This is a genomic window from Pseudomonas sp. G(2018), assembly GCF_005502415.1.
In the GTDB taxonomy this organism is placed as follows: domain Bacteria; phylum Pseudomonadota; class Gammaproteobacteria; order Pseudomonadales; family Pseudomonadaceae; genus Aquipseudomonas.
Genome location: NZ_SCOO01000027.1, coordinates 1 through 21,526 on the forward strand (window position 1 = coordinate 1; position 21,526 = coordinate 21,526).

Genomic DNA, 21,526 nt, shown 5'->3' on the forward strand with positions numbered 1-21,526 from the left:
CTTGAAAGTGGCTGGACCTGCCGTCGAATCATTCGCCGGCAGGCTCAAACTGAAGGTATGACGGCGTTTTTCACAGAGAGTTCGTGGTGCGAAAAGGCCATGCCACCAGCACGGTGCAGAAATCAGCACAAGTTTTGTGGTGAGGGAGCCTGTCGGATCAATGGCTGCCAGAGTGACCGAAGCCGCCGGTACCACGCTGGGTCTCGACGAATTCTTCGACCATCTCGAAATGTGCCTGTACCACCGGCACAAGCACCAATTGCGCCAAGCGCTCGCCCACAACCATGGTGAAGTCGGTCTGGCCGCGGTTCCAGCACGAAACCATCAGTGGGCCCTGATAATCGGAGTCGATCAGGCCGACCAGGTTGCCCAGTACGATGCCGTGCTTATGGCCCAGGCCAGAGCGTGGCAGGATCAGCGCTGCGAGATTCGGGTCACCGATATAGACCGACAACCCCGTAGGAATCAGTACGGTCTCGCCCGGTTTGATCACGATGTCTTTTTCCAGCATGGCGCGCAGGTCGAGACCGGCGGAGCCTGGAGTGGCGTATTGCGGCAGCGGGAATTCGGTACCGATGCGAGGGTCGAGGATCTTGGCTTGCAAAGCGTGCATGTAAATTAAACCTGGTTCAGTCGTTCAGCGATAAAGGTGATCAGCTGGCGAGCAATCTTGCTCTTGCTGGTCTGGGCGAAAAGTGTGGCGTGGAGGTCGCGGTCGATCACGCTGCAAGCGTTTTCTTCGCTATTGAAGCCAATGCTCGGGTTGGCGACGTCGTTGGCGACGATCAAATCGAGATTCTTGTCTTTCAACTTACGTGCGGCGTAGTCGAGCAGGTGCTCGGTTTCAGCGGCGAAGCCGACGCTGAACGGGCGGTCGGGGCGGGTGGCGATGCTGGCCAGAATGTCCGGGTTGCGCACCATCTGTAGTAACAAGCCGTCGCCGTTCGTAGGATCTTTCTTGAGTTTCTGTGGGGCAACGACTTCCGGGCGGTAGTCCGCGACCGCTGCGGAGGCGATGAACAGGTCGCAAGGGATCGCGGCTTCGCAGGCGGCGAGCATGTCGCGGGCGCTGACCACGTCGATACGGGTGACGCGATCCGGAGTCGGCAGGTGTACCGGGCCAGTGATCAGGGTCACGCGGGCACCGGCTTCCACTGCGGCTTCGGCCAGGGCAAAGCCCATTTTCCCGGAGCTGTGGTTGGTGATGTAGCGCACCGGATCAATGTTTTCCTGGGTGGGGCCGGCGGTGATCAGCACGTGTTTGCCGGTCAGCGCCTGGCGCTTGAAGCAATCCGCGGCCAGCTGTGCCAGGTCGGTGGCTTCGAGCATGCGGCCCAGGCCGACATCGCCGCAGGCCTGGCTGCCGGAGGCTGGGCCGAAGACTTTCAGGTCGCGGCTTTCCAAGGTTTGCAGGTTGGCCTGGGTAGCAGGATCGCGCCACATGGCCTGGTTCATCGCCGGGGCAACCGCGACCACCGCATCCGTGGCCAGCACCAGCGTGGTCAGCAAATCGTCGGCGATGCCTTGGGCCAATCGGGCGATCAGGTCCGCGGTGGCGGGGGCGATCAGCACCAGGTCTGCCCATTTGGCCAGCTCGATGTGGCCCATGGCCGCTTCGGCCGCCGGGTCCAGCAGGTCCAGGTGCACGGGGTGCCCGGACAGGGCCTGCATGGTCAGTGGCGTGATGAATTCGCTGCCGCCGCGCGTCATGACCACGCGCACTTCGGCGCCTTGGTCCATCAGTCGGCGAACCAGATCGGCGCTCTTGTAGGCAGCAATGCCGCCGCCGACGCCCAGAACAATGCGTTTCCGATACAGCCGCTGCATAGGCCTGCCTTTCAATTCGTGGGTGACAAACGTAGCGAAACCCCCTCCCCAGGGTGAATTCGCCCGCAAAAAAGATGGGCTACGATATCACAGCGACCGCTACGGAACAGCGGCGCCCACAGACAGGGAGGTGCTATGAGTATTCGCGATTGGCCGGCGGCGGAAAGACCGCGGGAGAGGTTGCTTCAACTGGGAGCTTCGAGTCTTTCAGACGCCGAGTTACTGGCGATTTTTTTACGAATTGGTGTGGCCGGTAAAAGCGCCGTTGATCTGGCGCGACACCTTTTGGCTCAATTCGGTAGCCTGCGCTCGCTGCTCGAGGCCGATCAAGCCACTTTCAGCAGCCATTTGGGGCTTGGCCCGGCAAAATTTGCTCAGTTGCAGGCGGCCCAGGAAATGAGCCGGCGGCATTTGGCCGAACGGGTGCGGCAAAAGCCGCCGCTAGAGAATCCGGGCGCGGTTCGTGAGTACCTGAAAGCGATGCTGCGCCATGAGCCTCACGAGGTGTTCGGTTGCCTGTTTCTCGACTCCAAGCATCAAGTGTTGGCCTTTGAAGCGCTGTTTCGCGGTTCCATCGACAATACCAGCGTCCATCCCCGGGAAGTCGTCAAGCGCGCACTGGCGAACAACGCTGCTGCGTTGATCCTCTGTCACAACCATCCGTCGGGCAACCCCAACCCCAGTCAGGCTGACCGACAGCTGACCAAGCGCTTGCAAAAGGCATTGGAACTGATCGATGTGCGGGTGCTTGACCATTTCATCATCGGTGACGGCGATCCGCTGTCGATGGCGGAGTATGGGTGGATGTAGGTCTGGCGGGGGAATGCAAGACTCTGTGGGAGCGGGCAAGCCCGCTCACCACAGGGAAGTGTGTCGTTGCGGATTATTTGAGGTTGACCTTGGAGTAATCCTGCCGCCCGAACGGGCTCACCGAATAACCTTCGACATCCTTGCGCGTCAGGGCAAAAGCCGTTGGGTGCGCCAGCGGTAGCCACAGTGCCTGCTGCTGGATCTGCGTCTGGGCCTGTTCGTAGAGCTTGGTGCGCACGCCTTGCTCGCCGGTGGTCTTGCCGGCGCTGATCAGCTTGTCCAGGTCCTGGTTGCAGTAGCGGGCGAAATTGGTGCCGGATTTGACCGCAGCGCAGGAAAACTGCGGCGTCAGGAAGTTATCCGGATCACCATTGTCACCGGCCCAGCCCATGAACAGCAGGTCATGTTCACCGGCCTTGGCGCGCCGGATCAGCTCGCCCCATTCGATCACGCGAATTTCGGCCTGTATGCCGATTTCCGCGAGGTCAGACTGCAGCAGTTGGGCGCCAAGGCTCGGGTTCGGGTTCAGCAGGCTGCCAGACGGGCGAGTCCAGATGGTTGTCTGGAAGCCGTCCTTGAGTCCTGCCTTGGCCATCAAGGCCTTGGCTTTCTCCATGTCATGGGCATAGCCTGGCAGGTTTTTGGCGTAGCTCCAGGTGTTCGGCGGGTAGGGGCCATTGGCGGGTTCGGCGGTGTCTTCGAACACGGCTTTGACGTAATTGGCCTTGTCGAAAGCAAGGTTGATCGCCTGACGCACTTCGGGCTTGTCCAGCGGTGGATGCTGGCTGTTGATGCCGACGAATGCAGTCATGAACGCGTCAGTCTTTTCCACTTTCAGGGTTGGTTCTTTCAGCGCTGCCTGTACGTCCAGAGGCTTGGGCGACAGGGCGATCTGGCATTCATTGCGACGCAACTTCTGCAAGCGCACGTTGGCGTCCGGGGTGATGGCGAAGATCAGCGGATCCACCGATGGTTTGCCGCCGAAGTAGTCCGGGTTGGCCTTGTAGCGGATCGAGGCGTCCTTCTGGAAGCGCGTGAACACGAACGGGCCGCTGCCGATCGGCTGGCTGTTGAGCTTCTCCGGGGTGCCTGCCTTCAACAGTTTATCGGCGTACTCGGCCGAATAGATCGAGGCGAAACCCATGCTCAGGGTCGCGAGGAAAGTCGAATCCGGATGGTCCAGCGTGAAGCGCACGGTCAGCGGGTCGAGGGCGTCGATTTTTTTGATCAGCGCCGGCAATTGCATGGATTGCGCATGGGGGAAGCCGCTCTGGGCGACCTTGTGCCAGGGGTTGGCCGGATCGAGCATGCGGTCGAAGCTGAACTTCACGTCCTCGGCGGTCATTTCGCGCGTCGGGCTGAAATACTCGGTGCGGTGGAACTTCACCTGCGGGCGCAGCTTGAACACATACGTCAGGCCATCGGGGCTGACTTCCCAGCTCTCGGCGAGACTGGCGACCACTTTGCCGCTGGCCGTGTCGAAATCCACCAGACGGTTCATCAGCACGTCCGCAGAGGCGTTGGTGGTGGTCAGCGAGTTGTATTGCACCACGTCGAACCCTTCGGGGCTGGCCTCGGTGCAAACGCTCAGGGCGGCGGCGAAGGCCTGTGGGCTCAGCAGAAGCGGGGCGAGCAACAGCGGTAGGGCAGCGAGGCGCATGGTCGGATTCCTTTACAGATCGAAGGCCCATCTGCAAGTGCAGTCTGGAAAAGGCTTACCCTAGTGGGCTCCTTTGCAAATGACTATCCCCTTTTTCATTTTCAAGGGAGTATAGGCGCCTGATTTTGCTGTATTCGGGTGGGGAAACATCGGCGTAGTGGTGTGGGGCAGATTCTCGCGACGAGCGGTCGAAAACGGCGACAGCCTTTATCCAAAGCGCTTGAGGCGTGAAAAACCGGGTTTTTCTCCATCCAAGGCACAGCGAATGTTGTTGCTCTCCAGTCTTTCTGGTATAAAGCAGCGCTCTTTTCTAGGGGCCCGGTTCCTTCACTGTAGGTGTAGCCGGTAAGACCTCTAAAGAATCGCGGCGCCTGGCGCCACAATGACTAGAGATTAAGCGGCCAACCCATGCCGGGTTGGGCATGTGGTTTTAGAGGGCTGAGGCATGTCTAGAGTATGTCAAGTTACCGGTAAGGGTCCGGTGACTGGGAATAACATTTCCCACGCAAACAACAAAACCCGTCGTCGTTTCCTGCCGAACCTGCAGCATCACCGCTTCTGGGTTGAAGAAGAGAAACGTTTTGTACGTCTGCGCGTATCTGCCAAAGGCATGCGCATCATCGACAAGCGTGGCATCAGTGTCGTGCTGGCCGAACTTCGTCGCGATGGCAAGGTTTAAGGGAGCTAATCATGCGTGAATTGATTCGTTTGATTTCGAGCGCCGGTACTGGTCACTTCTACACTACCGACAAGAACAAGCGCACCACCCCGGACAAAATCGAGATCAAGAAATTTGATCCGGTTGTTCGCAAGCACGTGATCTACAAGGAAGGCAAAATCAAGTAATTGATTTTTCCCGACTCACGAAAAAGGCCCGTATCGCGAGATGCGGGCCTTTTTTGTTGTGCTGATTTTGTGGTTGTCTATCAGGGCCTCTTCGCGGGCAAGCCCGCTCCCACAGAGATCTGGGTCGATCACAAAACCTGTGGGAGCGTGGCTTGCCCGCGATATGGCCGTCCGATTCAGCGCAAACTTCAGGCCTTCTGCTCAAACGCCACATAGATCTTGCGGCAAGGCTCTAGCACTTCCCAGGTGCCACGAAAGCCCGCCGGGATGACGAAGCGATCGCCCACCCGCAGCGTTTTGGCGTTACCATCGAGATCGCGCAATACGGAAACACCCTGCACGATTTCGCAGTATTCGTGTTCCGTGAAGTTCACCGTCCACTGGCCGACAGCCCCTTCCCACACGCCGGCGTTCAGCTGGCCGCAAGGGCTGTTGTAGTGGTTGAATACCGCTTGCTCAGGGTCGCCCTTCAGCACTTTGGCCGGATCTGGGCGATAGCGTTCGGCAGCAGTGGTAGCCTGGCTGAAGTCGACGATGTTCTGGATGCTCATTGTTCTAATCCCCCGTCATTGCGGTGCGAGTGGTGGGTGTTGCCAAAGTCTATGTTTATTAAAATGAACATCGCAAGGCCGTTTGCCGGCGTTATGTCAAATATATTGAAACTTCACCTGCCGCTGGTTTAGGGTGACGGTTGCCCTTGGCCGAAAAGCAGGCTGGCCGGGCAGAATTCCTGACAGCGCCCGCGAAGAACGCGGGTGTCGTATTCAATAAGAGGAGGACACTCGAATGACCACCCTGACTCGTGCCGACTGGGAACAAAAGGCTCGCGATCTGAAGATCGAAGGCCGTGCTTACCTCAATGGCGAGTACACCGATGCCGTCTCCGGCGAGACCTTCGAGTGCATCAGCCCGGTCGATGGCCGTCTGCTGGGCAAGATTGCCAGCTGTGACGCCGCCGACGCCCAGCGCGCTGTGGAAAACGCTCGCGCCACCTTCAATTCCGGCGTCTGGTCGCGCCTGGCGCCGACCAAGCGCAAATCCACCATGATCCGCTTTGCCGGCCTGCTGAAACAGCACGCCGAAGAGCTGGCTCTGCTTGAAACCCTGGACATGGGCAAGCCGATCAGCGATTCCCTGTACATCGACGTTCCCGGCGCGGCACAAGCCCTGAGCTGGAGCGGAGAAGCCATCGACAAGATCTACGACGAAGTGGCGGCCACTCCGCACGATCAGTTGGGTCTGGTGACCCGCGAGCCCGTCGGCGTGGTCGGCGCCATCGTGCCGTGGAACTTCCCGTTGATGATGGCGTGCTGGAAGCTAGGGCCTGCGCTGTCGACCGGTAACTCGGTGATCCTCAAGCCGTCGGAAAAATCTCCCCTGACCGCCATCCGTATCGCTGCACTGGCCGTCGAAGCCGGCATTCCGAAAGGCGTGCTGAACGTGCTGCCAGGCTACGGTCACACCGTCGGCAAGGCCCTGGCCCTGCATAACGATGTCGACACCCTGGTGTTCACCGGTTCGACCAAGATCGCCAAGCAGCTGCTGATCTACTCCGGCGAGTCGAACATGAAGCGCGTCTGGCTGGAAGCCGGCGGCAAGAGCCCGAACATTGTGTTCGCCGATGCTCCGGACCTTCAAGCGGCGGCCGAAGCAGCGGCTGGCGCCATCGCCTTCAACCAGGGTGAAGTCTGCACCGCCGGCTCGCGCCTGCTGGTGGAACGCTCCATCAAGGATAAATTCCTGCCGCTGGTGATCGAGGCCCTGAAGGCCTGGAAACCGGGCAATCCGTTGGACCCGGCGACCAATGTCGGTGCGCTGGTGGATACCCAGCAGATGAACACCGTGCTGTCCTACATCGAATCTGGTCACGCTGACGGCGCCAAACTGGTGGCCGGTGGCAAGCGTACCCTGCAGGATACCGGTGGCACCTACGTCGAGCCGACGATTTTCGATGGTGTGAGCAACGCGATGAAAATTGCCCAGGAAGAAATCTTCGGACCCGTGTTGTCGGTCATCACCTTTGACACCGCCGAAGAAGCCGTCGCTATTGCCAACGACACGCCTTATGGCCTGGCCGCCGCAGTGTGGACGACGGACATCTCCAAGGCTCACCTGACCGCCAGGGCACTGCGTGCCGGTAGCGTTTGGGTCAACCAGTACGATGGCGGTGACATGACGGCACCGTTTGGTGGCTTCAAGCAGTCCGGCAACGGCCGCGACAAGTCGCTGCACGCGTTCGACAAGTACACCGAGCTGAAGGCGACCTGGATCAAGTTGTAAGCCGTTAACGGGAGCCTGCTGTAAAAGCAGGCATCCCAAACGACGCAGATCCCCTGTGGGAGCGAGCCTGCTCGCGAAAGCGGTATAACAGTCGACGTCAATGTTGAATGTTGCTCCGTCTTCGCGAGCAGGCTCGCTCCCACAGTGTTTTGTGTTGTGCATAAAAATTATCCACAGGAGCGTGGAACATGCGTTGGGCGACGTATTTCGCCGTGTTGGCGTCTGTCTTGAGTGTCGGCCTGGCCTTGGGTGTCAGCATGCCGCTGGTGTCGTTTCGCCTGGAAAGCTGGGGTTACGGCTCGTTTGCCATCGGTGTGATGGCGGCGATGCCGGCCATTGGCGTTCTACTGGGGGCGAAGATCTCCAGTCATCTGGCGGCGCGTCTCGGCACGGCCAATCTGATGCGCCTGTGCCTGTGGGGCGGGGCGGTGTCCATCGGTTTGCTGGCGCTGATGCCGAGTTATCCGATCTGGTTGGTACTGCGCTTGATGATCGGCGTGGTGCTGACCCTGGTGTTCATCCTCGGTGAAAGCTGGATCAACCAACTGGTGGTCGAAGAATGGCGCGGACGGCTGGTGGCGCTGTACGGCAGCAGCTACGCGTTGAGTCAGTTGGCCGGGCCGATCCTGCTGGGTGTCCTGGGTACCGAACATGATTACGGCTTCTGGGTCGGGGTCGGTTTGCTGGTGGCGGCACCGTTTCTGTTATTGGGCCGCAGTGGCGCGCCCAGTAGCGAGGCCTGCAGCGTGACCTTTGGTGATTTGCTGACGTTCTGTCGTGGCTTGCCGGCGATTGCCTGGGCAGTGTCGCTGTTCGCGGCGTTCGAAGCGATGATCCTGACATTGCTGCCGGTGTACTGCTTGCGTCAGGGTTTCACCACGGAAATCGCCTTGGCGATGGTCAGTACGGTGGTGGTGGGGGATGCCTTGCTGCAATTGCCGATCGGTGCGCTGGCGGATCGCATGTCGCGTCGTGCATTGTTCACGTGGTGTGCGATGGTTTTGCTGGTGTCGAGTCTGGCGATTCCGTTGCTGATCGATACGTTGCTGATCTGGCCGTTGTGGGTGTTGTTCGGCGCCAGTGCCGGCGGTTTGTTTACCTTGTCCCTGATCCTGATCGGCGAGCGTTATCGTGACGATGCGCTGGTTCGGGCCAATGCACACATCGCGCAGCTGTGGGGCATCGGTTGCCTGCTCGGGCCGTTGATCGCCGGTGCGGGCAGCCAGTGGATCAGCGGGCATGCGTTGCCGTTGCTGATGGCGGCGGGTGCGTTTGGCCTGGTGATTCTAGTGTCGCGCCAGGGCGCGTTTGGCGCGGTTGCCGAACCGGCTTAAAGCATCTGCTCGAGCCCCACCGTATTGCTCAGCCAGGCATTGAAGCGCCGCCACCAACTGCCTGGTTCCTTGGTCAGGGTGTGCATTTTGCCGTCGTCCTCGGTGGTCCAGACGACTTGGCCATTCTCCAGCCGCGCCTGATAACTCAGGGACGGCGCCATGCCTTCCAGCGCCAGTTCGCGGACGCGGGCCGCCAGTTCCGGGCTGTCCACCAGCACCCCGACTTCGGTGTTCCACAGTACTGAGCGCGGGTCGAAATTGAACGAGCCAATGAAGGACTTCTGCTGGTCGAAAATGATCGCCTTGCTGTGCAGGCTGGAATCGGATTCGCCATAGGATCGTCGGGAAAACAGGCGAGGGCCGTTGCCGCTTTCATCGCCGGGCTGGCGACGCAATTCGTAGAGTTGCACGCCATGCTCCAGCAGCGCCTTGCGATACGGTGCATAGCCGCCATGCACCGCCGGTACGTCTGTGGCTTCCAGTGAGTTAGTCAGCAGGCGCACCGACACACCGGAATCGGCGCGACCGGTCAGGTACACCAGCCCCGGCTGGCCCGGCACGAAGTAAGCCGAGACCATCACCAGCTCTTTGCTGACGCTGTTGAGCTCGGGCGCCAATTGGGTGGTCAGCAGCAACTGCGGGTCTGGCTCGCCGTCCGCCAGCACCTTGCTCGGCGCATCCCACAGCGCCTGATTCCAGGCCCAGATCAGCTCTTTGCGCCAGATATCCAGGCGCGGGTCGGTGGCGAACTTCATCAACTGTTGAAACAGCGCGTGGTTCTGTTTACGAGACTCCTCCAGGGATTCTTCCAGTCGCGTGCGAGTGTTTTTCAGATCCTGTGCGGTCGGTTTGCTCGACAGGAACTGCTCGACCGGCTTGCTCAAGGCACTGTTCCAATACTGGTCGAAACTGTGTCCCAGCTGCTCGGCGACGGGGCCGACGCCAAGTATGTCGATATCGGTGAAATTCAGATTGGGCTCGGCATCGAAATACTCATCCCCCAGATTGCGCCCACCGACGATGGCCATGCTGTTGTCCGCCAGCCACAGCTTGTTGTGCATACGCCGGTGTTGCTGCGACAGGTTGAACAGGCGGCCCATAGTACGCGTCACGCCGGTGCTGCGCCCCAGGTGCAGGGGGTTGAACACGCGAATCTGAATCTGTGGATGTGCCGCCAGGGTGGCGATGGTGCGGTCCAAGCCGTCGCTGGTGGTGTCATCGAGGAGAATGCGCACCCTCACGCCGCGGTCAGCAGCCTTGAGCATTTCTTTGACCAGCATTCGCGTACTGATGCCGTCGTGGACGATGTAGTACTGCAGATCGAGGCTGCCTTGGGCGTTGCGGATCAGTTCGGCGCGGGCGGTGAAGGCTTCGGTGCTGTCCGATAGCAGGCGAAAGCCTGATTTCCCTTCATGGGGCGCAGCCTGGGCCTGGACTGAGCGGCCGAACGCCGAAGCGCTCGCCGGCAGCGCCTGGCTCGGTTCGCGCTGCACATCGAAACTGGCGCAGCCGCCAAGGAACGAAGCAAGTAACACCAGAGCAAGCAGTGGCTGTCTGACTCTCACGTGGGATCGTTCCGATTGGCGGGTGTTGGCATATGGACGCTGGACGCTTCAGAAAGGTCAGTCGGTCAGCCCGTCGGTTTCTGCCAGCAGCTTGATGGCTGCGGCGCCGACCTTACGCACGGCTTCTTCAATCTGTGCCGTTGGTTTGGCAGCGTAGTTCATACGCAGACAATTGCGGTATTTGCCCGAAGCGGAAAATATGCTGCCTACGGCAATCTGTACGCCCTGATCGTGCAAGGCGCGATTCAGTCTCAGGGTGTCAAAGCCTTCAGGCAGTTCAACCCACAACATGAAACTGCCTTGCGGACGGCTGGCACGGGTGCCAGCGGGAAAATAGCGGGTGACCCAATCGATCATCGCGTCGCGATTGCGTTGGTATTGTGTGCGCATCCGCCGCAAATGCGGTTCGAAGTGACCGCCCTTGAGGAATTCGGCGATGGCAATCTGCGGTTGCGGCGCGGTGGAGCCGGTGCTGATGTATTTCATGTGCAGCACACGTTCCAGATAGCGACCGGGTGCGACCCAGCCAATGCGCAGACCGGGGGCAAGGGTCTTGGAAAATGAACTGCAGAGCAGGACGCGGCCGTCTTCGTCGAAGGATTTGATCGTGCGTGGGCGCGGGTAGGTGTAGGCCAATTCGCCATACACATCGTCTTCGATGATCGCCACGTCGAAACGCTGTGCGAGCGTCAACAACGCGCGTTTGCGCGACTCCGGCATGATGTAGCCCAGTGGGTTGTTACAGTTGGGCGTCAACTGTATGGCCTTGATCGGCCACTGTTCCAGGGCCAGTTCAAGTGCATCGAGGCTGATCCCGGTGAGCGGGTCGGTGGGGATTTCCAAGGCTTTCATGCCCAGGCCCTTGAGGGTTTGCATGGCGCCATGAAAGCTCGGCGAGTCCACTGCCACGATGTCACCCGGTTCGCAGATCGAGCGGATACTGGTGGACAACGCTTCGTGGCACCCGGTCGTTACCACCAGGTCACCGGGGCTCAACTGGCAACCGGAATCAAGCATCAGCCGGGCGATCTGTTCGCGCAGTTCGAGGTTGCCGTGGATGTTGTCGTAATACAGGCCAGGCATGTCTTGCCGACGACTGAGCTGCGCCAGGCCGCGTAGCAGGGGCTTGAGGGTGGGGGTGGTGATGTCTGGCATGCCGCGTCCCAGTTGCACCACATCCTTGCGCGGCACCGCGCGAATCAGCTCCAGCACCTGATCCCATTGCGAGATATCCACAGGCCGCTGCGCTGGGCGACCCACCGCCGGCAGCTCCGGTAATTGGCGACTCACCGGCACGAAATACCCGGATTTAGGCCTTGGCGTGGCCAGTCCGCTGTCTTCCAGTACGCGATAGGCCTGCTGCACCGTACTCAGACTGACGCCATGTTCGACGCTCAGCGCCCGTACCGACGGCAGCCGGTCGCCGGGGCGATAGAAGCCCTGTTCGATACGCGTGCCGAGCAATTCGGCGAGGTTGACGTAAAGGGTCATGGCGCAGTCTCGAGGTAGGTGCTTTGGTTAACCAGTACAGATGGGTGAAAAAACCAGGATTCAGAGCCTGAAGCGAACAATCTGTATGGAAATAATACAGATGCGTTGGATCTGTAATGGTTTTCGCCGTCCACGCATCATGAAAGCTCTGGCTACCCAAGTAAACAGGAGCATTCAAAATGAACGGCTTGAGCGATGTGCGGCTGACGTTACACAGTCAGGAACTGGCGGCGGGGCAAGATAACGGTGCACGCGAGGCGGACATGCGCAACGCGCCGTCCGGCCTGAGTCGTTGGGGTCTGTTCTGGCATCGTCTGCACACGCGCAAGGCGTTGCTGATGCTGACATCCGAGCAGCTCAAGGATGTCGGGCTGACCCGTGAGCAGGCGCGGGAGGAGGGGTTGAAGCCTTTTTGGCGGATCTGATAGCAATGTGTTCTTCAACTCCATTCGCGAGCAGGCTCGCTCCCACAGGAGATCATCTGTATGCACGCTATCTGTGAGCGACAGAGATCAATGGTGGGAGCGAGCCTGCTCGCGAAGACGTCCGCTAAAACGCCACAAAATTTTCAAACCAACTCTTTAAACCGATGCCACAACATCCCCAACGCCAACAACGGCGAACGCAAATGCCTGCCGCCCGGAAAGGTAATGTGCGGCACCTTGGCAAACAGATCGAATCCACCACTCTGCTGGCCGCTGATGGACTCGGCCAGCAGTTTGCCCGCCAGGTGCGTGGCATTCACCCCGTGACCGGAATAAGCCTGGGCGTAGTACACGTTCGGCTGGTCCTTGAGGCGGCCGATTTGCGGCAGGCGGTTGGCGCCGATGCCGATCATGCCGCCCCATTGATAATCGATCTTCACGTCGCCCAATTGCGGAAAAACATCCAGCATCTTTGGCCGCATATAGGCCGCGATGTCTTTCGGGTCCCGTCCCGAGTAATGGCAGGCACCGCCGAACAGCAAGCGGCGGTCCGCCGAGAGTCGATAGTAATCCAGCGCCACCCGTTGATCGCAGACCGCCATGTTCTGCGGCAGTAGCGAGTGTGCCAGTTCTTCGCTCAAAGGCTCGGTGGCGATGATGTAGCTGCCGGCGGGCAGTACCTTGCCACTGAGTTCGGGGTTGAGTTCATTGAGGTAGGCATTACAGCCCAGCACCAATGTCTTGGCGCGGACCGTGCCTTGGGCGGTATGCACCTTGACCTCGGAACCGTAATCGATGCGGGTGACGGCTGACTGTTCGAACAGTCTGGCGCCCAGTTGTTGCGCGGCGGCGGCTTCGCCCAGCGCCAGGTTCAGTGGATGCAAGTGCCCGGAGCCCATGTCGATCAGGCCGCCCACGTAACGGTCAGACCCCACAACGGTGTGCATTTCGTGGGGTTGCAGCAGGCGGGTTTCGTAGCGATAACCGAGGTTACGCAGTTCTTCGGCGTCTTCGGCAAAACCTTCGAGGTCGCGGGGCTTGTTGGCCAGGTCGCAATAACCCCAAGTCAGGTCGCAGGGGATCTGAAAACGCTCGACGCGCTGTCGGACGATTTCCACCGCTTCCAGGCCCATGAGTTTCATCTGACGCACGCCGTCGGCGCCGATAATGTTGGTGAACTGATCGAGGCCGTGGCCGACCCCGCGAATCAGCTGACCGCCGTTGCGCCCGCTGGCGCCCCAACCGATTTTATGGGCTTCGAGCAGCACCACGCCGAGGCCGCGTTCTGCCAGTTCCAGCGCCGTGTTCAGCCCCGAAAACCCGCCGCCGACCACGCACACATCGGCCACCACTTCGCCTTTGAGTACCGGGTAGTCCGGCTGCGGCAGGCTGCTGGCCGCGTAATAAGAGGCCGTGTGTTGGTGGCTCGGGACAGGTTGCTGAGCACGGGCTGTCATGTGCGTGATCCTGGTTCTTGTGTTTAGAAAATTTGACGGAGCATAAGCCGGACCTTCGCGGGCGGGCAACATTGGTCGGTTGCCGCTGTCTGGATCGCGACTTTTGCCTCAGAATTGCGCTCTTTCCTGAAATCGGTCACCGCCTCGATGAGCTGCAACAGTCAGAAAATTCGCACGCTGCGCCAGCAGATTCCCTCGTTCGAGTGCGTGCCCGGCTGTCACGACTGCTGCGGCCCGGTGACCACCTCGCCGGAAGAGATGTCGCGGCTGCCGCGCAAGACCCGGGCCGAGCAGGAAGCGGCAATGGACGAACTCAACTGCGTCCATCTCGGGCCGAACGGCTGTACCGTGTATGACGAGCGGCCGTTGATCTGCCGGTTGTTCGGTACTACCCAGACCTTGCCGTGCCCGAATGGGCGGCGGCCGGTGGAGTTGATTCATCCACGGGTCGAAAAGCAGGTGTTCGAGTACATGGCGAGTAACCGGCAAGTTCTCGTTTAAAAGTCAGACCGGGTCGCCTGCTCGCGAAGACGGCCGAACAGGCGCTATAAAACCTCAATCCGGAATCGGCAAGCTCAAGCTCTCCTTCACCTCTTCCATCACGATGTAGCTCTTGGATTCGCGCACATGGGGCAGCTTGAGCAGGATGTCGCCCAGCAGCTTGCGGTACGAGGCCATCTCGGAAATCCGCGCCTTCACCAGATAGTCGAAATCCCCTGATACCAAGTGGCATTCCAGCACATGGGGCAGTTTCAGCACCGCCCGTCGGAACTCTTCGAAGGTGTCGCCGGATTTGTAGTCCAGGCTGATCTCGACGAACACCAGCAGACTCCCCTTGAGGTGTTGCGGGTTGAGCCGCGCGTTGTAGCCCATGATGATCCCCTCGCGCTCCAGGCGCCGGACCCGCTCGGTGCAGGGCGTGGTCGATAGCCCGACCTTTTCCCCAAGCTCGGTGAAAGAGATGCGCCCGTCCGCTTGCAGGATCCGCAGGATGCTGCGGTCGATCTTGTCCAGCTCACGTTTGGTTTGAGTGTTGGTACGCATAGGGGATGCGCCTCCGTGAAAAGGGTTTTTGCCGAGAATTGTCGCCAAATATAGGCGCTTATATAGTGAAAATCACTGACCAATCTTTTTTACACTGCGCACATCTAAAGCTCTGAACTACACACGTCAGCGGTCAGCCGCGATGAGGGATATGAAAATGCGCGTTATGGTCTTGGGTAGCGGCGTCATCGGTACCACCAGTGCTTATTATCTGGCGCGTGCCGGGTTTGAAGTGGTGGTAGTCGACCGGCAGCCGGCTGCTGCCATGGAGACCAGTTTCGCCAACGCCGGCCAGGTGTCGCCGGGTTATGCCTCGCCTTGGGCTGCACCGGGTGTGCCGCTCAAAGCTATCAAGTGGCTGTTGCAGCGCCACGCACCGCTGGCAATCAAGGCCACCGCCGATATCGATCAATACCTGTGGATGGCGCAGATGCTGCGCAACTGCACCGCCAGCCGTTACGCGGTGAACAAGGAGCGCATGGTCCGTCTGTCCGAGTACAGCCGTGACTGCCTCGACGAACTGCGCGCCGAAACCGGTATCGCCTACGAAGGCCGCAGCCTCGGTACGACCCAGCTGTTCCGCACCCAGGCTCAGCTTGATGGCGCCGCGAAAGACATCGCCGTGCTGAAAGAGTCCGGCGTGCCGTTCGAATTGCTCGACCGCGAAGGCATTGCCCGCGTTGAGCCGGCCCTGGCCAGCGTCACCGATATCCTCGCCGGTGCCCTGCGCCTGCCAAACGACCAGACCGGCGACTGCCAGATGTTCACGACCAAGCTCGCTGAAATGGCCGCGAAACTCGGTGTGCAGTTCCGTTTCGGCCAGGATATTCAGCGCCTCGACTTCGCCGGTGATCGCATCAACGGCGTGTGGATCGACGGCAAGCTGGAAACCGCTGACCGCTACGTGCTGGCACTGGGCAGCTATTCGCCGCAATTGCTCAAGCCGCTGGGTATCAAGGCGCCGGTGTACCCGCTCAAGGGCTACTCCCTGACCGTGCCGATCACCAACCCGGCGATGGCCCCGACCTCGACCATTCTCGACGAAACCTACAAGGTCGCGATCACCCGTTTCGACAACCGCATCCGCGTCGGCGGCATGGCGGAGATTGCCGGTTTTGACCTGTCGCTGAACCCGCGTCGACGCGAAACCCTGGAGATGATCGTCAACGACCTTTATCCTCAGGGCGGCGATCTGGCCCAGGCAAGTTTCTGGACCGGCCTGCGTCCGACCACGCCGGATGGCACCCCTATCGTTGGTGCCACCCCGTTCAAGAACCTGTTCCTGAACACCGGTCACGGCACGCTTGGCTGGACCATGGCCTGTGGTTCCGGTCGCTTGCTGGCTGACCTGATGGCGAAGAGAAAACCGCAGATCAGCGCCGAAGGCCTGGATATTTCCCGTTACGGTAACAAGCAACAGGAATCTGCAAAGCACGTTAATCCAGCGCCAGCTCACCAGTGAATGCATGAGCTGTCGGTGGTAACCGCTTTGCCATGAGCCAGTCAGAAAGATCCCTCTTCCGGTGCTGCTGGCGGTTAACGCCGCCAGCCAGTGCCGGTTTTTCTTCCAAACGACCGACCAGAAGTCTGCCGCCATGCGCCCTGCCCGTGCCCTGATCGACCTTCAAGCCCTTCGTCACAACTACCAGATTGCCCGTGAGGTCACGGGAGCCCGCGCCCTCGCGGTGATCAAGGCCGATGCTTACGGTCATGGAGCGGTGCGTTGCGCCCAGGCGCTCGAAGCCGAGGCGGATGGCTTTGCCGTGGCCTGTATCGAAGAGGCTCTGGAACTGCGCGCCGCCGGTATTCGCGCGCCGGTTTTGTTGCTGGAAGGCTTTTTCGAAGCCGATGAACTGTCGCTGATCGTCGAGCATGACTTCTGGTGCGTGGTGCATTCGCTGTGGCAGCTCGAAGCGATCGAAAAAGCGGCGCTGAGCAAACCGATCACGGTCTGGCTCAAGCTCGATTCGGGCATGCACCGGGTGGGGCTGCATCCGAAGGATTATCAATCGGCCTATCAACGGCTGCTGGCCAGCGGCAAAGTGGCGAAGATTGTGCTGATGAGCCACTTCGCCCGTGCCGATGAATTGAACTGCCAGGCCAGTGCCGAGCAGGTCGCGGTGTTCGAAGCGGCGCGTCAGGGCCTGGCAGCCGAGGTCAGCCTGCGCAATTCGCCGGCGGTGCTGGGTTGGCCGCAGATACCGAGTGATTGGGTGCGCCCGGGCATCATGCTTTACGGCGCCACGCCTTTCGAAGAAGCCAATGCCGTGGCTTCGCGCCTGCAACCGGTGATGACCCTCGAATCGAAGGTGATCAGCGTGCGTGAACTGCCGGCCGGCGAGCCGATCGGCTATGGCGCGAAATTCATCACCCAGAAGCCGATGCGCGTTGGGGTGGTGGCCATGGGGTACGCCGATGGCTACCCGCGGCTCGCACCGACCGGTACGCCGGTCTTGGTGGCCGGGCAACGCAGCCAATTGATCGGCCGGGTATCGATGGACATGCTGTGCGTCGATCTGACTGATATTCCGCAAGCAGGCCTGGGCTCGACGGTGGAGTTGTGGGGCAAAAACATCCTGGCCAGCGACGTGGCCATGGCCGCGGGCACGATTCCTTATCAGATCTTCTGCAACCTGCGTCGGGTGCCAATGCTCTATTCCGGGAGTTGACGGCAAGCGAGCCGGACCGAAAGTCGCCTCACTGAACAGGATTCAGGTCAAAGTGTTGTAAATACTGAACGCTGTCGCCATGATAACGCTCAATATTCCAACAATCTGAATCCCTGGAGGCGCAAGCTTTGGACGTCGGTGAACGACTGCAATCGATCCGTAAGCTCAAAGGTCTTTCCCAGCGTGAACTCGCCAAACGCGCGGGCGTCACCAACAGCACCATTTCGATGATCGAGAAGAACAGTGTCAGCCCCTCGATCAGTTCGCTGAGGAAAGTGTTGGGCGGCATTCCCATGTCCATGGTCGAGTTCTTTTCCGAAGAGATCCTGCAGGAAAAACCGACTCAGATCGTCTACAAGGCTAACGAGCTGATCGATATTTCCGATGGTGCAGTGACCATGAAACTGGTCGGCCGGGCTCACCCGAGCCGGGCTATCGCGTTCCTCAATGAAATCTACCCGCCAGGCGCCGACACCGGCGACGAGATGCTCACCCACGAAGGCGAGGAAACCGGAATTCTGGTGGAAGGTCGGCTGGAGTTGGTGGTCGGGCTTGAAACATTTGTACTCGAAGCCGGCGATAGCTACTACTTTGAAAGTACCAAGCCGCACCGTTTCCGTAATCCGTTCGATGCGCCGGCGCGACTAATCAGCGCAGCTACACCCGCGAATTTCTAAGTAAAGAGGCGCCCTGCCAGCATGGCCGAGGCACCCGAGCTGTTTTTCCGTTGCGCAATAAGACCCCTTCGACTTTGGGGTTGTTTCAGTGTCGCGGGCTTACCGCTATACTTGCGCCCGCCTGCGAACCGTGGCCGCAGGCGTGAATAGCCACCATTGAGGGTGAACGCGTGAACCTAATTATGAAAATGCTGGCCGCACCAGCAACCGTACTGGCCCTCTGGGCTGTCAGCGCTCAAGCTGCGACCAACGACGAAATTGCCAAACGCCTTGAGCCAGTCGGCCAGGTCTGTGTTCAGGGTAAAGAGTGCAAAGGCATGGAAGTCGCCGCTGCTGCTGGCGGTGGTGGCGGTGCCAAGGCGCCTAAAGATGTGATTGCCAAGCATTGCAATGCTTGCCACGGCACCGGCCTGTTGGGCGCGCCGAAAATCGGCGACAAGGCAGCCTGGAAAGAACGTGCCGATCACCAGGGCGGCCTCGACGGCATCCTGGCCAAAGCCATTACCGGTGTCAACGCGATGCCGCCTAAAGGCACCTGCGCCGACTGCTCCGATGACGAGCTCAAAGGTGCCATCAAAGAGATGTCCGGCCTGTAACAAGCCTGCCTCTTTCACGAAAAAGCCGCTTATCAGCGGCTTTTTTGTGCCTGCGATTTAGAGCCACTGATCCCTGTAGGAGGGTGGGCTGCGGCGGCGGTTTGGCATTAACAGGCTGTTCATTGCAGCAAAGACCCGGCAAGCTCGGTTCAACCCCAGTTCATGGAATGCAAGGGAGGATCCGATGGTGCAGCTGTGTTCTATCGAGCAAGCGGTTGATGAGGTGTTGGCCAGATTGCCGGCGCATATTCATATGGGCCTGCCCTTGGGCTTGGGCAAACCCAACCATTTCGTCAACGCACTGTATCGACGCGTCGCGCAATTGCCCCAACGGCAGCTGACGATCTACACCGCACTGTGCCTGGGGCGACCTGCATTGGGCGATGGCTTGCAGAAGCGCTTTCTTGAACCGTTCATTGACCAGGTCTTCGGCGATTATCCCGAGCTGGATTTCCTCGCCGACCTGCACCGCGACAGCCTGCCGGGCAACGTTCATATCCAGCAGTTTTTCATGCAGCCCGGTAGCCTGCTCAACAGTCCTGCGGCGCAGCAGGATTATGTCAGCAGCAACTACAGCCACGTGGCCCGGGATATCAATGCCGCGGGCTTGAACCTGGTGGCGCAACTGGTGGCCAGTCATGCCGAGCATCCCGACCGCTTGAGCCTGAGCTGCAACCCGGACATCACCCTCGACCTGTTGCCGATGATCGCCAAGCGCCGAGCCGCCGGGGAGACGATCCTGATGGTCGGCCAGGTGCACAACGACTTGCCCTACATGCCCGGTGACGCCGAAGTCGGTATCGACACTTTCAATGTGCTGATCGACGAGAAAGATCACACCACGCTGTTTTCCACGCCGAACATGCCGGTGGGTTTCCAGGATCATTTCATCGGTTTGCACGCCAGTACGCTGGTGCGCGATGGCGGCACGCTACAGATCGGCATCGGCGCCATGGGCGATGCGCTGACGGCAGCGTTGCTGGCGCGCCAGGCGGATAACGACGGTTACCAGGCATTGCTCGCAGACTTGAACCTCAACCCATGGGCGCAACTGATCGAACGCGAAGGCGGCCTCGACCCCTTTGCCAAGGGCCTGTACGGCTGCAGCGAAATGTTCGTCAACGGCCTGTTGGTTCTGGCCGATGCGGGGATCGTGCGGCGCAAGGTCTATCCGGACGTACCGACCCAACAACAGGCGAATGCCGGCACCCTCGATGAGGCGGCGCAGACCGATGGCATCTCGGTGCATGGCGGTTTCTTCCTCGGACCGCGCAGTTTCTATGAGCGCTTGCGCGAGTTGCCGCAGAACAAGCGGCTCGAATTCAACATGACCCGCATCAGCTACATCAACGAACTCTATGGCCAGGAAGAACTCAAGCGTTTGCAGCGCCTCGATGCACGGTTCATCAACACTGCCTTCACCATGACCCTGCTTGGTGCCGGCGTGGCGGATCAGCTCGAAGACGGGCGAGTGCTCAGCGGCGTCGGCGGGCAATACAACTTTGTTGCGCAGGGCCATGCACTGCAAGGCGCGCGCTCGGTGTTGCTGCTGCGCAGCTGGCGCGAGTCGGGCGGGGATGTCAGTTCAAACATTGTCTGGGAGTACGGCCACTGCACGATCCCACGGCATTTGCGGGACATCGTGGTCACCGAGTACGGCATCGCCGATCTTCGCGGCAAGACCGATGCAGCGGTGATCGAAGCGCTGTTGAACATCAGTGACTCACGCTTTCAGCAGGGTTTGATCGAGCAGGCACAAAAGGTCGGCAAGTTGCCCAAGGATTTTCGTCTCGATCCGCGTTTCACCGACAACCGTCCGCAACGCTTGCAGGCGATACAGGCGCGGCATGCGCAGTTGTTTGCGGAGTATCCGCTGGGTTGTGATTTCACTGAGGTGGAGAAAGATTTGTTGCGAGCGCTGAACTGGCTGAAGAGCAAGTTCAAGCTGAGCGAGATACTGGAATTGGGCAAGGCTGCGCTGGATGCGCCGCTGGCTTTGGAATTTCCCGGGCATTTGCAGCGGATGCAGTTGAGTAACCCTGAAGGGCTGAAAGAGGAGTTGTTCCAACGACTATTGCTCACCGGCCTGAAAGCCACCGCGCTATAACTTCTGCACCCAGAACAACTGTGGGAGCCAGCCTGCTGGCGATTGCTATCTGCCAGTCATGAAGATGTTGACTGGCACGACGCCATCGCCAGCAGGCTGGCTCCCACAGGGGAAATACGGTGTTGTTGGTTATTCGATGAACGTCACGACGCCATCCTTCAGCGACTGCACCCGCGCCAGCGACTCTACGCGATAACCCTGGGCATCCAGCTCCGCACGGCCGCCCTGGAACGACTTCTCGATCACGATCCCCAGGCCCGCCACGGTGGCGCCGGCCTGTTTGATGATCGATATCAGCGCCTGGGACGCCTTACCGTTGGCCAGGAAGTCATCGATGATCAGCACGCGGTCGCTGCTGGTCAGGTGGCGCGGGGAGATCGCCACGGTGCTTTCGGTCTGCTTGGTGAACGAATACACGGTCGCCGACAGCAGGTTTTCGGTCAGGGTCAGGGACTGGTGCTTGCGGGCGAAAATCACCGGTACGCCCAGATTCAGGCCGGTCATGATCGCCGGCGCGATGCCTGAGGCTTCGATGGTGACGATTTTGGTGATACCCGAGTCCTTGAACAGCGTGGCGAATTCGTCGCCGATCAGCTTCATCAGGGCCGGGTCGATCTGGTGGTTCAGAAAGGCGTCGACTTTCAGGACCTGATCGGAAAGCACGATGCCTTCTTCGCGGATTTTCTTGTGCAGGGCTTCCATGAAGCTGTCCTCTTGTGGCGCCTTTTGCGCCGAAGG

General features: G+C 59.9%; 21 protein-coding genes. 12 read left to right on the forward strand and 9 right to left on the reverse strand.

Annotated elements, in window-relative coordinates:
* Positions 1-157: 157 nt before the first annotated feature.
* Positions 158-613, reverse strand: coding sequence for a dUTP diphosphatase (dut, locus tag FFS64_RS22110; protein ID WP_137807175.1), 456 nt, complete (start codon positions 611-613; stop codon positions 158-160).
* Between the two features lie 5 nt (positions 614-618).
* On the reverse strand, positions 619-1,827 hold the full coding sequence (coaBC, locus tag FFS64_RS22115; RefSeq protein WP_137807176.1) for a bifunctional phosphopantothenoylcysteine decarboxylase/phosphopantothenate--cysteine ligase CoaBC: 1,209 nt from the start codon (positions 1,825-1,827) through the stop codon (positions 619-621).
* Positions 1,828-1,962: 135 nt separating this feature from the next.
* Between coaBC and radC the strand changes: the two genes are divergently transcribed.
* Positions 1,963-2,637 carry a DNA repair protein RadC gene (gene radC / locus FFS64_RS22120; RefSeq protein ID WP_137807177.1) on the forward strand — a complete coding sequence of 225 codons (675 nt, stop codon included), beginning with the start codon at positions 1,963-1,965 and terminating at the stop codon, positions 2,635-2,637.
* A gap of 73 nt (positions 2,638-2,710) precedes the next feature.
* Here radC and FFS64_RS22125 read toward each other — a convergent pair whose 3' ends face one another.
* Positions 2,711-4,297: an ABC transporter substrate-binding protein gene (locus tag FFS64_RS22125; protein WP_137807178.1), complete on the reverse strand. Its 1,587-nt coding sequence runs from the start codon at positions 4,295-4,297 to the stop codon at positions 2,711-2,713.
* Positions 4,298-4,742: 445 nt separating this feature from the next.
* Here FFS64_RS22125 and rpmB point away from each other — a divergent pair, with 445 nt between their 5' ends.
* Together rpmB and rpmG are read left to right on the forward strand one after the other, a co-directional pair.
* Complete coding sequence (rpmB, locus tag FFS64_RS22130; protein ID WP_003177273.1) at positions 4,743-4,976, forward strand: 50S ribosomal protein L28; 234 nt, start codon at positions 4,743-4,745, stop codon at positions 4,974-4,976.
* 11 nt (positions 4,977-4,987) lie between these two features.
* Positions 4,988-5,143 (forward strand): 50S ribosomal protein L33, encoded by a 156-nt coding sequence (gene rpmG, locus FFS64_RS22135; RefSeq protein WP_007894709.1) that lies wholly within the window; start codon positions 4,988-4,990, stop codon positions 5,141-5,143.
* A gap of 188 nt (positions 5,144-5,331) precedes the next feature.
* Here rpmG and FFS64_RS22140 read toward each other — a convergent pair whose 3' ends face one another.
* Complete coding sequence (locus FFS64_RS22140; RefSeq protein WP_137807179.1) at positions 5,332-5,694, reverse strand: cupin domain-containing protein; 363 nt, start codon at positions 5,692-5,694, stop codon at positions 5,332-5,334.
* A gap of 235 nt (positions 5,695-5,929) precedes the next feature.
* Here FFS64_RS22140 and FFS64_RS22145 point away from each other — a divergent pair, with 235 nt between their 5' ends.
* Together FFS64_RS22145 and FFS64_RS22150 are read left to right on the forward strand one after the other, a co-directional pair.
* Complete coding sequence (locus FFS64_RS22145) at positions 5,930-7,423, forward strand: aldehyde dehydrogenase (protein ID WP_137807180.1); 1,494 nt, start codon at positions 5,930-5,932, stop codon at positions 7,421-7,423.
* Positions 7,424-7,611: 188 nt separating this feature from the next.
* Complete coding sequence (locus FFS64_RS22150) at positions 7,612-8,757, forward strand: MFS transporter (RefSeq protein ID WP_095194416.1); 1,146 nt, start codon at positions 7,612-7,614, stop codon at positions 8,755-8,757.
* Here the strand turns inward: FFS64_RS22150 and FFS64_RS22155 are convergent.
* Positions 8,754-10,322: a phospholipase D family protein gene (locus tag FFS64_RS22155; protein WP_137807181.1), complete on the reverse strand. Its 1,569-nt coding sequence runs from the start codon at positions 10,320-10,322 to the stop codon at positions 8,754-8,756. The two genes, FFS64_RS22150 and FFS64_RS22155, sit on opposite strands and share 4 nt — an antisense overlap.
* A gap of 57 nt (positions 10,323-10,379) precedes the next feature.
* Complete coding sequence (locus FFS64_RS22160; RefSeq protein WP_137807182.1) at positions 10,380-11,813, reverse strand: PLP-dependent aminotransferase family protein; 1,434 nt, start codon at positions 11,811-11,813, stop codon at positions 10,380-10,382.
* A 179-nt stretch (positions 11,814-11,992) separates the two neighbouring features.
* On the opposite strand from FFS64_RS22160, the gene FFS64_RS22165 reads away from it, so the two are divergent.
* Complete coding sequence (locus FFS64_RS22165) at positions 11,993-12,238, forward strand: DUF1127 domain-containing protein (protein ID WP_137807183.1); 246 nt, start codon at positions 11,993-11,995, stop codon at positions 12,236-12,238.
* Positions 12,239-12,381: 143 nt separating this feature from the next.
* On the opposite strand, the gene FFS64_RS22170 is transcribed toward FFS64_RS22165, so the two are convergent.
* Positions 12,382-13,695: an FAD-binding oxidoreductase gene (locus FFS64_RS22170; RefSeq protein WP_137807184.1), complete on the reverse strand. Its 1,314-nt coding sequence runs from the start codon at positions 13,693-13,695 to the stop codon at positions 12,382-12,384.
* 147 nt (positions 13,696-13,842) lie between these two features.
* Between FFS64_RS22170 and FFS64_RS22175 the strand changes: the two genes are divergently transcribed.
* A complete protein-coding gene (locus tag FFS64_RS22175) occupies positions 13,843-14,196 on the forward strand; it encodes a YkgJ family cysteine cluster protein (protein WP_095194411.1) in 354 nt (117 codons plus the stop codon).
* A 54-nt stretch (positions 14,197-14,250) separates the two neighbouring features.
* On the opposite strand, the gene FFS64_RS22180 is transcribed toward FFS64_RS22175, so the two are convergent.
* Entirely contained in the window at positions 14,251-14,739 is a 489-nt protein-coding gene (locus FFS64_RS22180; protein WP_095194410.1) for an Lrp/AsnC ligand binding domain-containing protein, read from the reverse strand.
* A 157-nt stretch (positions 14,740-14,896) separates the two neighbouring features.
* Between FFS64_RS22180 and dadA the strand changes: the two genes are divergently transcribed.
* The 5 genes from dadA to FFS64_RS22205 all read left to right on the forward strand — a co-directional run bounded on the left by dadA (position 14,897) and on the right by FFS64_RS22205 (position 20,788).
* On the forward strand, positions 14,897-16,201 hold the full coding sequence (gene dadA / locus FFS64_RS22185; RefSeq protein WP_137807185.1) for a D-amino acid dehydrogenase: 1,305 nt from the start codon (positions 14,897-14,899) through the stop codon (positions 16,199-16,201).
* Between the two features lie 133 nt (positions 16,202-16,334).
* Positions 16,335-17,408: an alanine racemase gene (gene alr / locus FFS64_RS22190; protein ID WP_137807186.1), complete on the forward strand. Its 1,074-nt coding sequence runs from the start codon at positions 16,335-16,337 to the stop codon at positions 17,406-17,408.
* Between the two features lie 128 nt (positions 17,409-17,536).
* A complete protein-coding gene (locus tag FFS64_RS22195) occupies positions 17,537-18,085 on the forward strand; it encodes a cupin domain-containing protein (protein WP_007947433.1) in 549 nt (182 codons plus the stop codon).
* Between the two features lie 182 nt (positions 18,086-18,267).
* Entirely contained in the window at positions 18,268-18,681 is a 414-nt protein-coding gene (locus FFS64_RS22200; RefSeq protein WP_095194409.1) for a cytochrome c5 family protein, read from the forward strand.
* A gap of 184 nt (positions 18,682-18,865) precedes the next feature.
* Positions 18,866-20,788, forward strand: a complete 1,923-nt coding sequence (locus FFS64_RS22205) for an acetyl-CoA hydrolase/transferase C-terminal domain-containing protein (protein ID WP_137807187.1) — start codon at positions 18,866-18,868, stop codon at positions 20,786-20,788.
* Between the two features lie 129 nt (positions 20,789-20,917).
* Here the strand turns inward: FFS64_RS22205 and FFS64_RS22210 are convergent, their stop codons facing one another.
* Positions 20,918-21,490 carry a xanthine phosphoribosyltransferase gene (locus tag FFS64_RS22210; RefSeq protein ID WP_007934646.1) on the reverse strand — a complete coding sequence of 191 codons (573 nt, stop codon included), beginning with the start codon at positions 21,488-21,490 and terminating at the stop codon, positions 20,918-20,920.
* Positions 21,491-21,526: the final 36 nt, after the last annotated feature.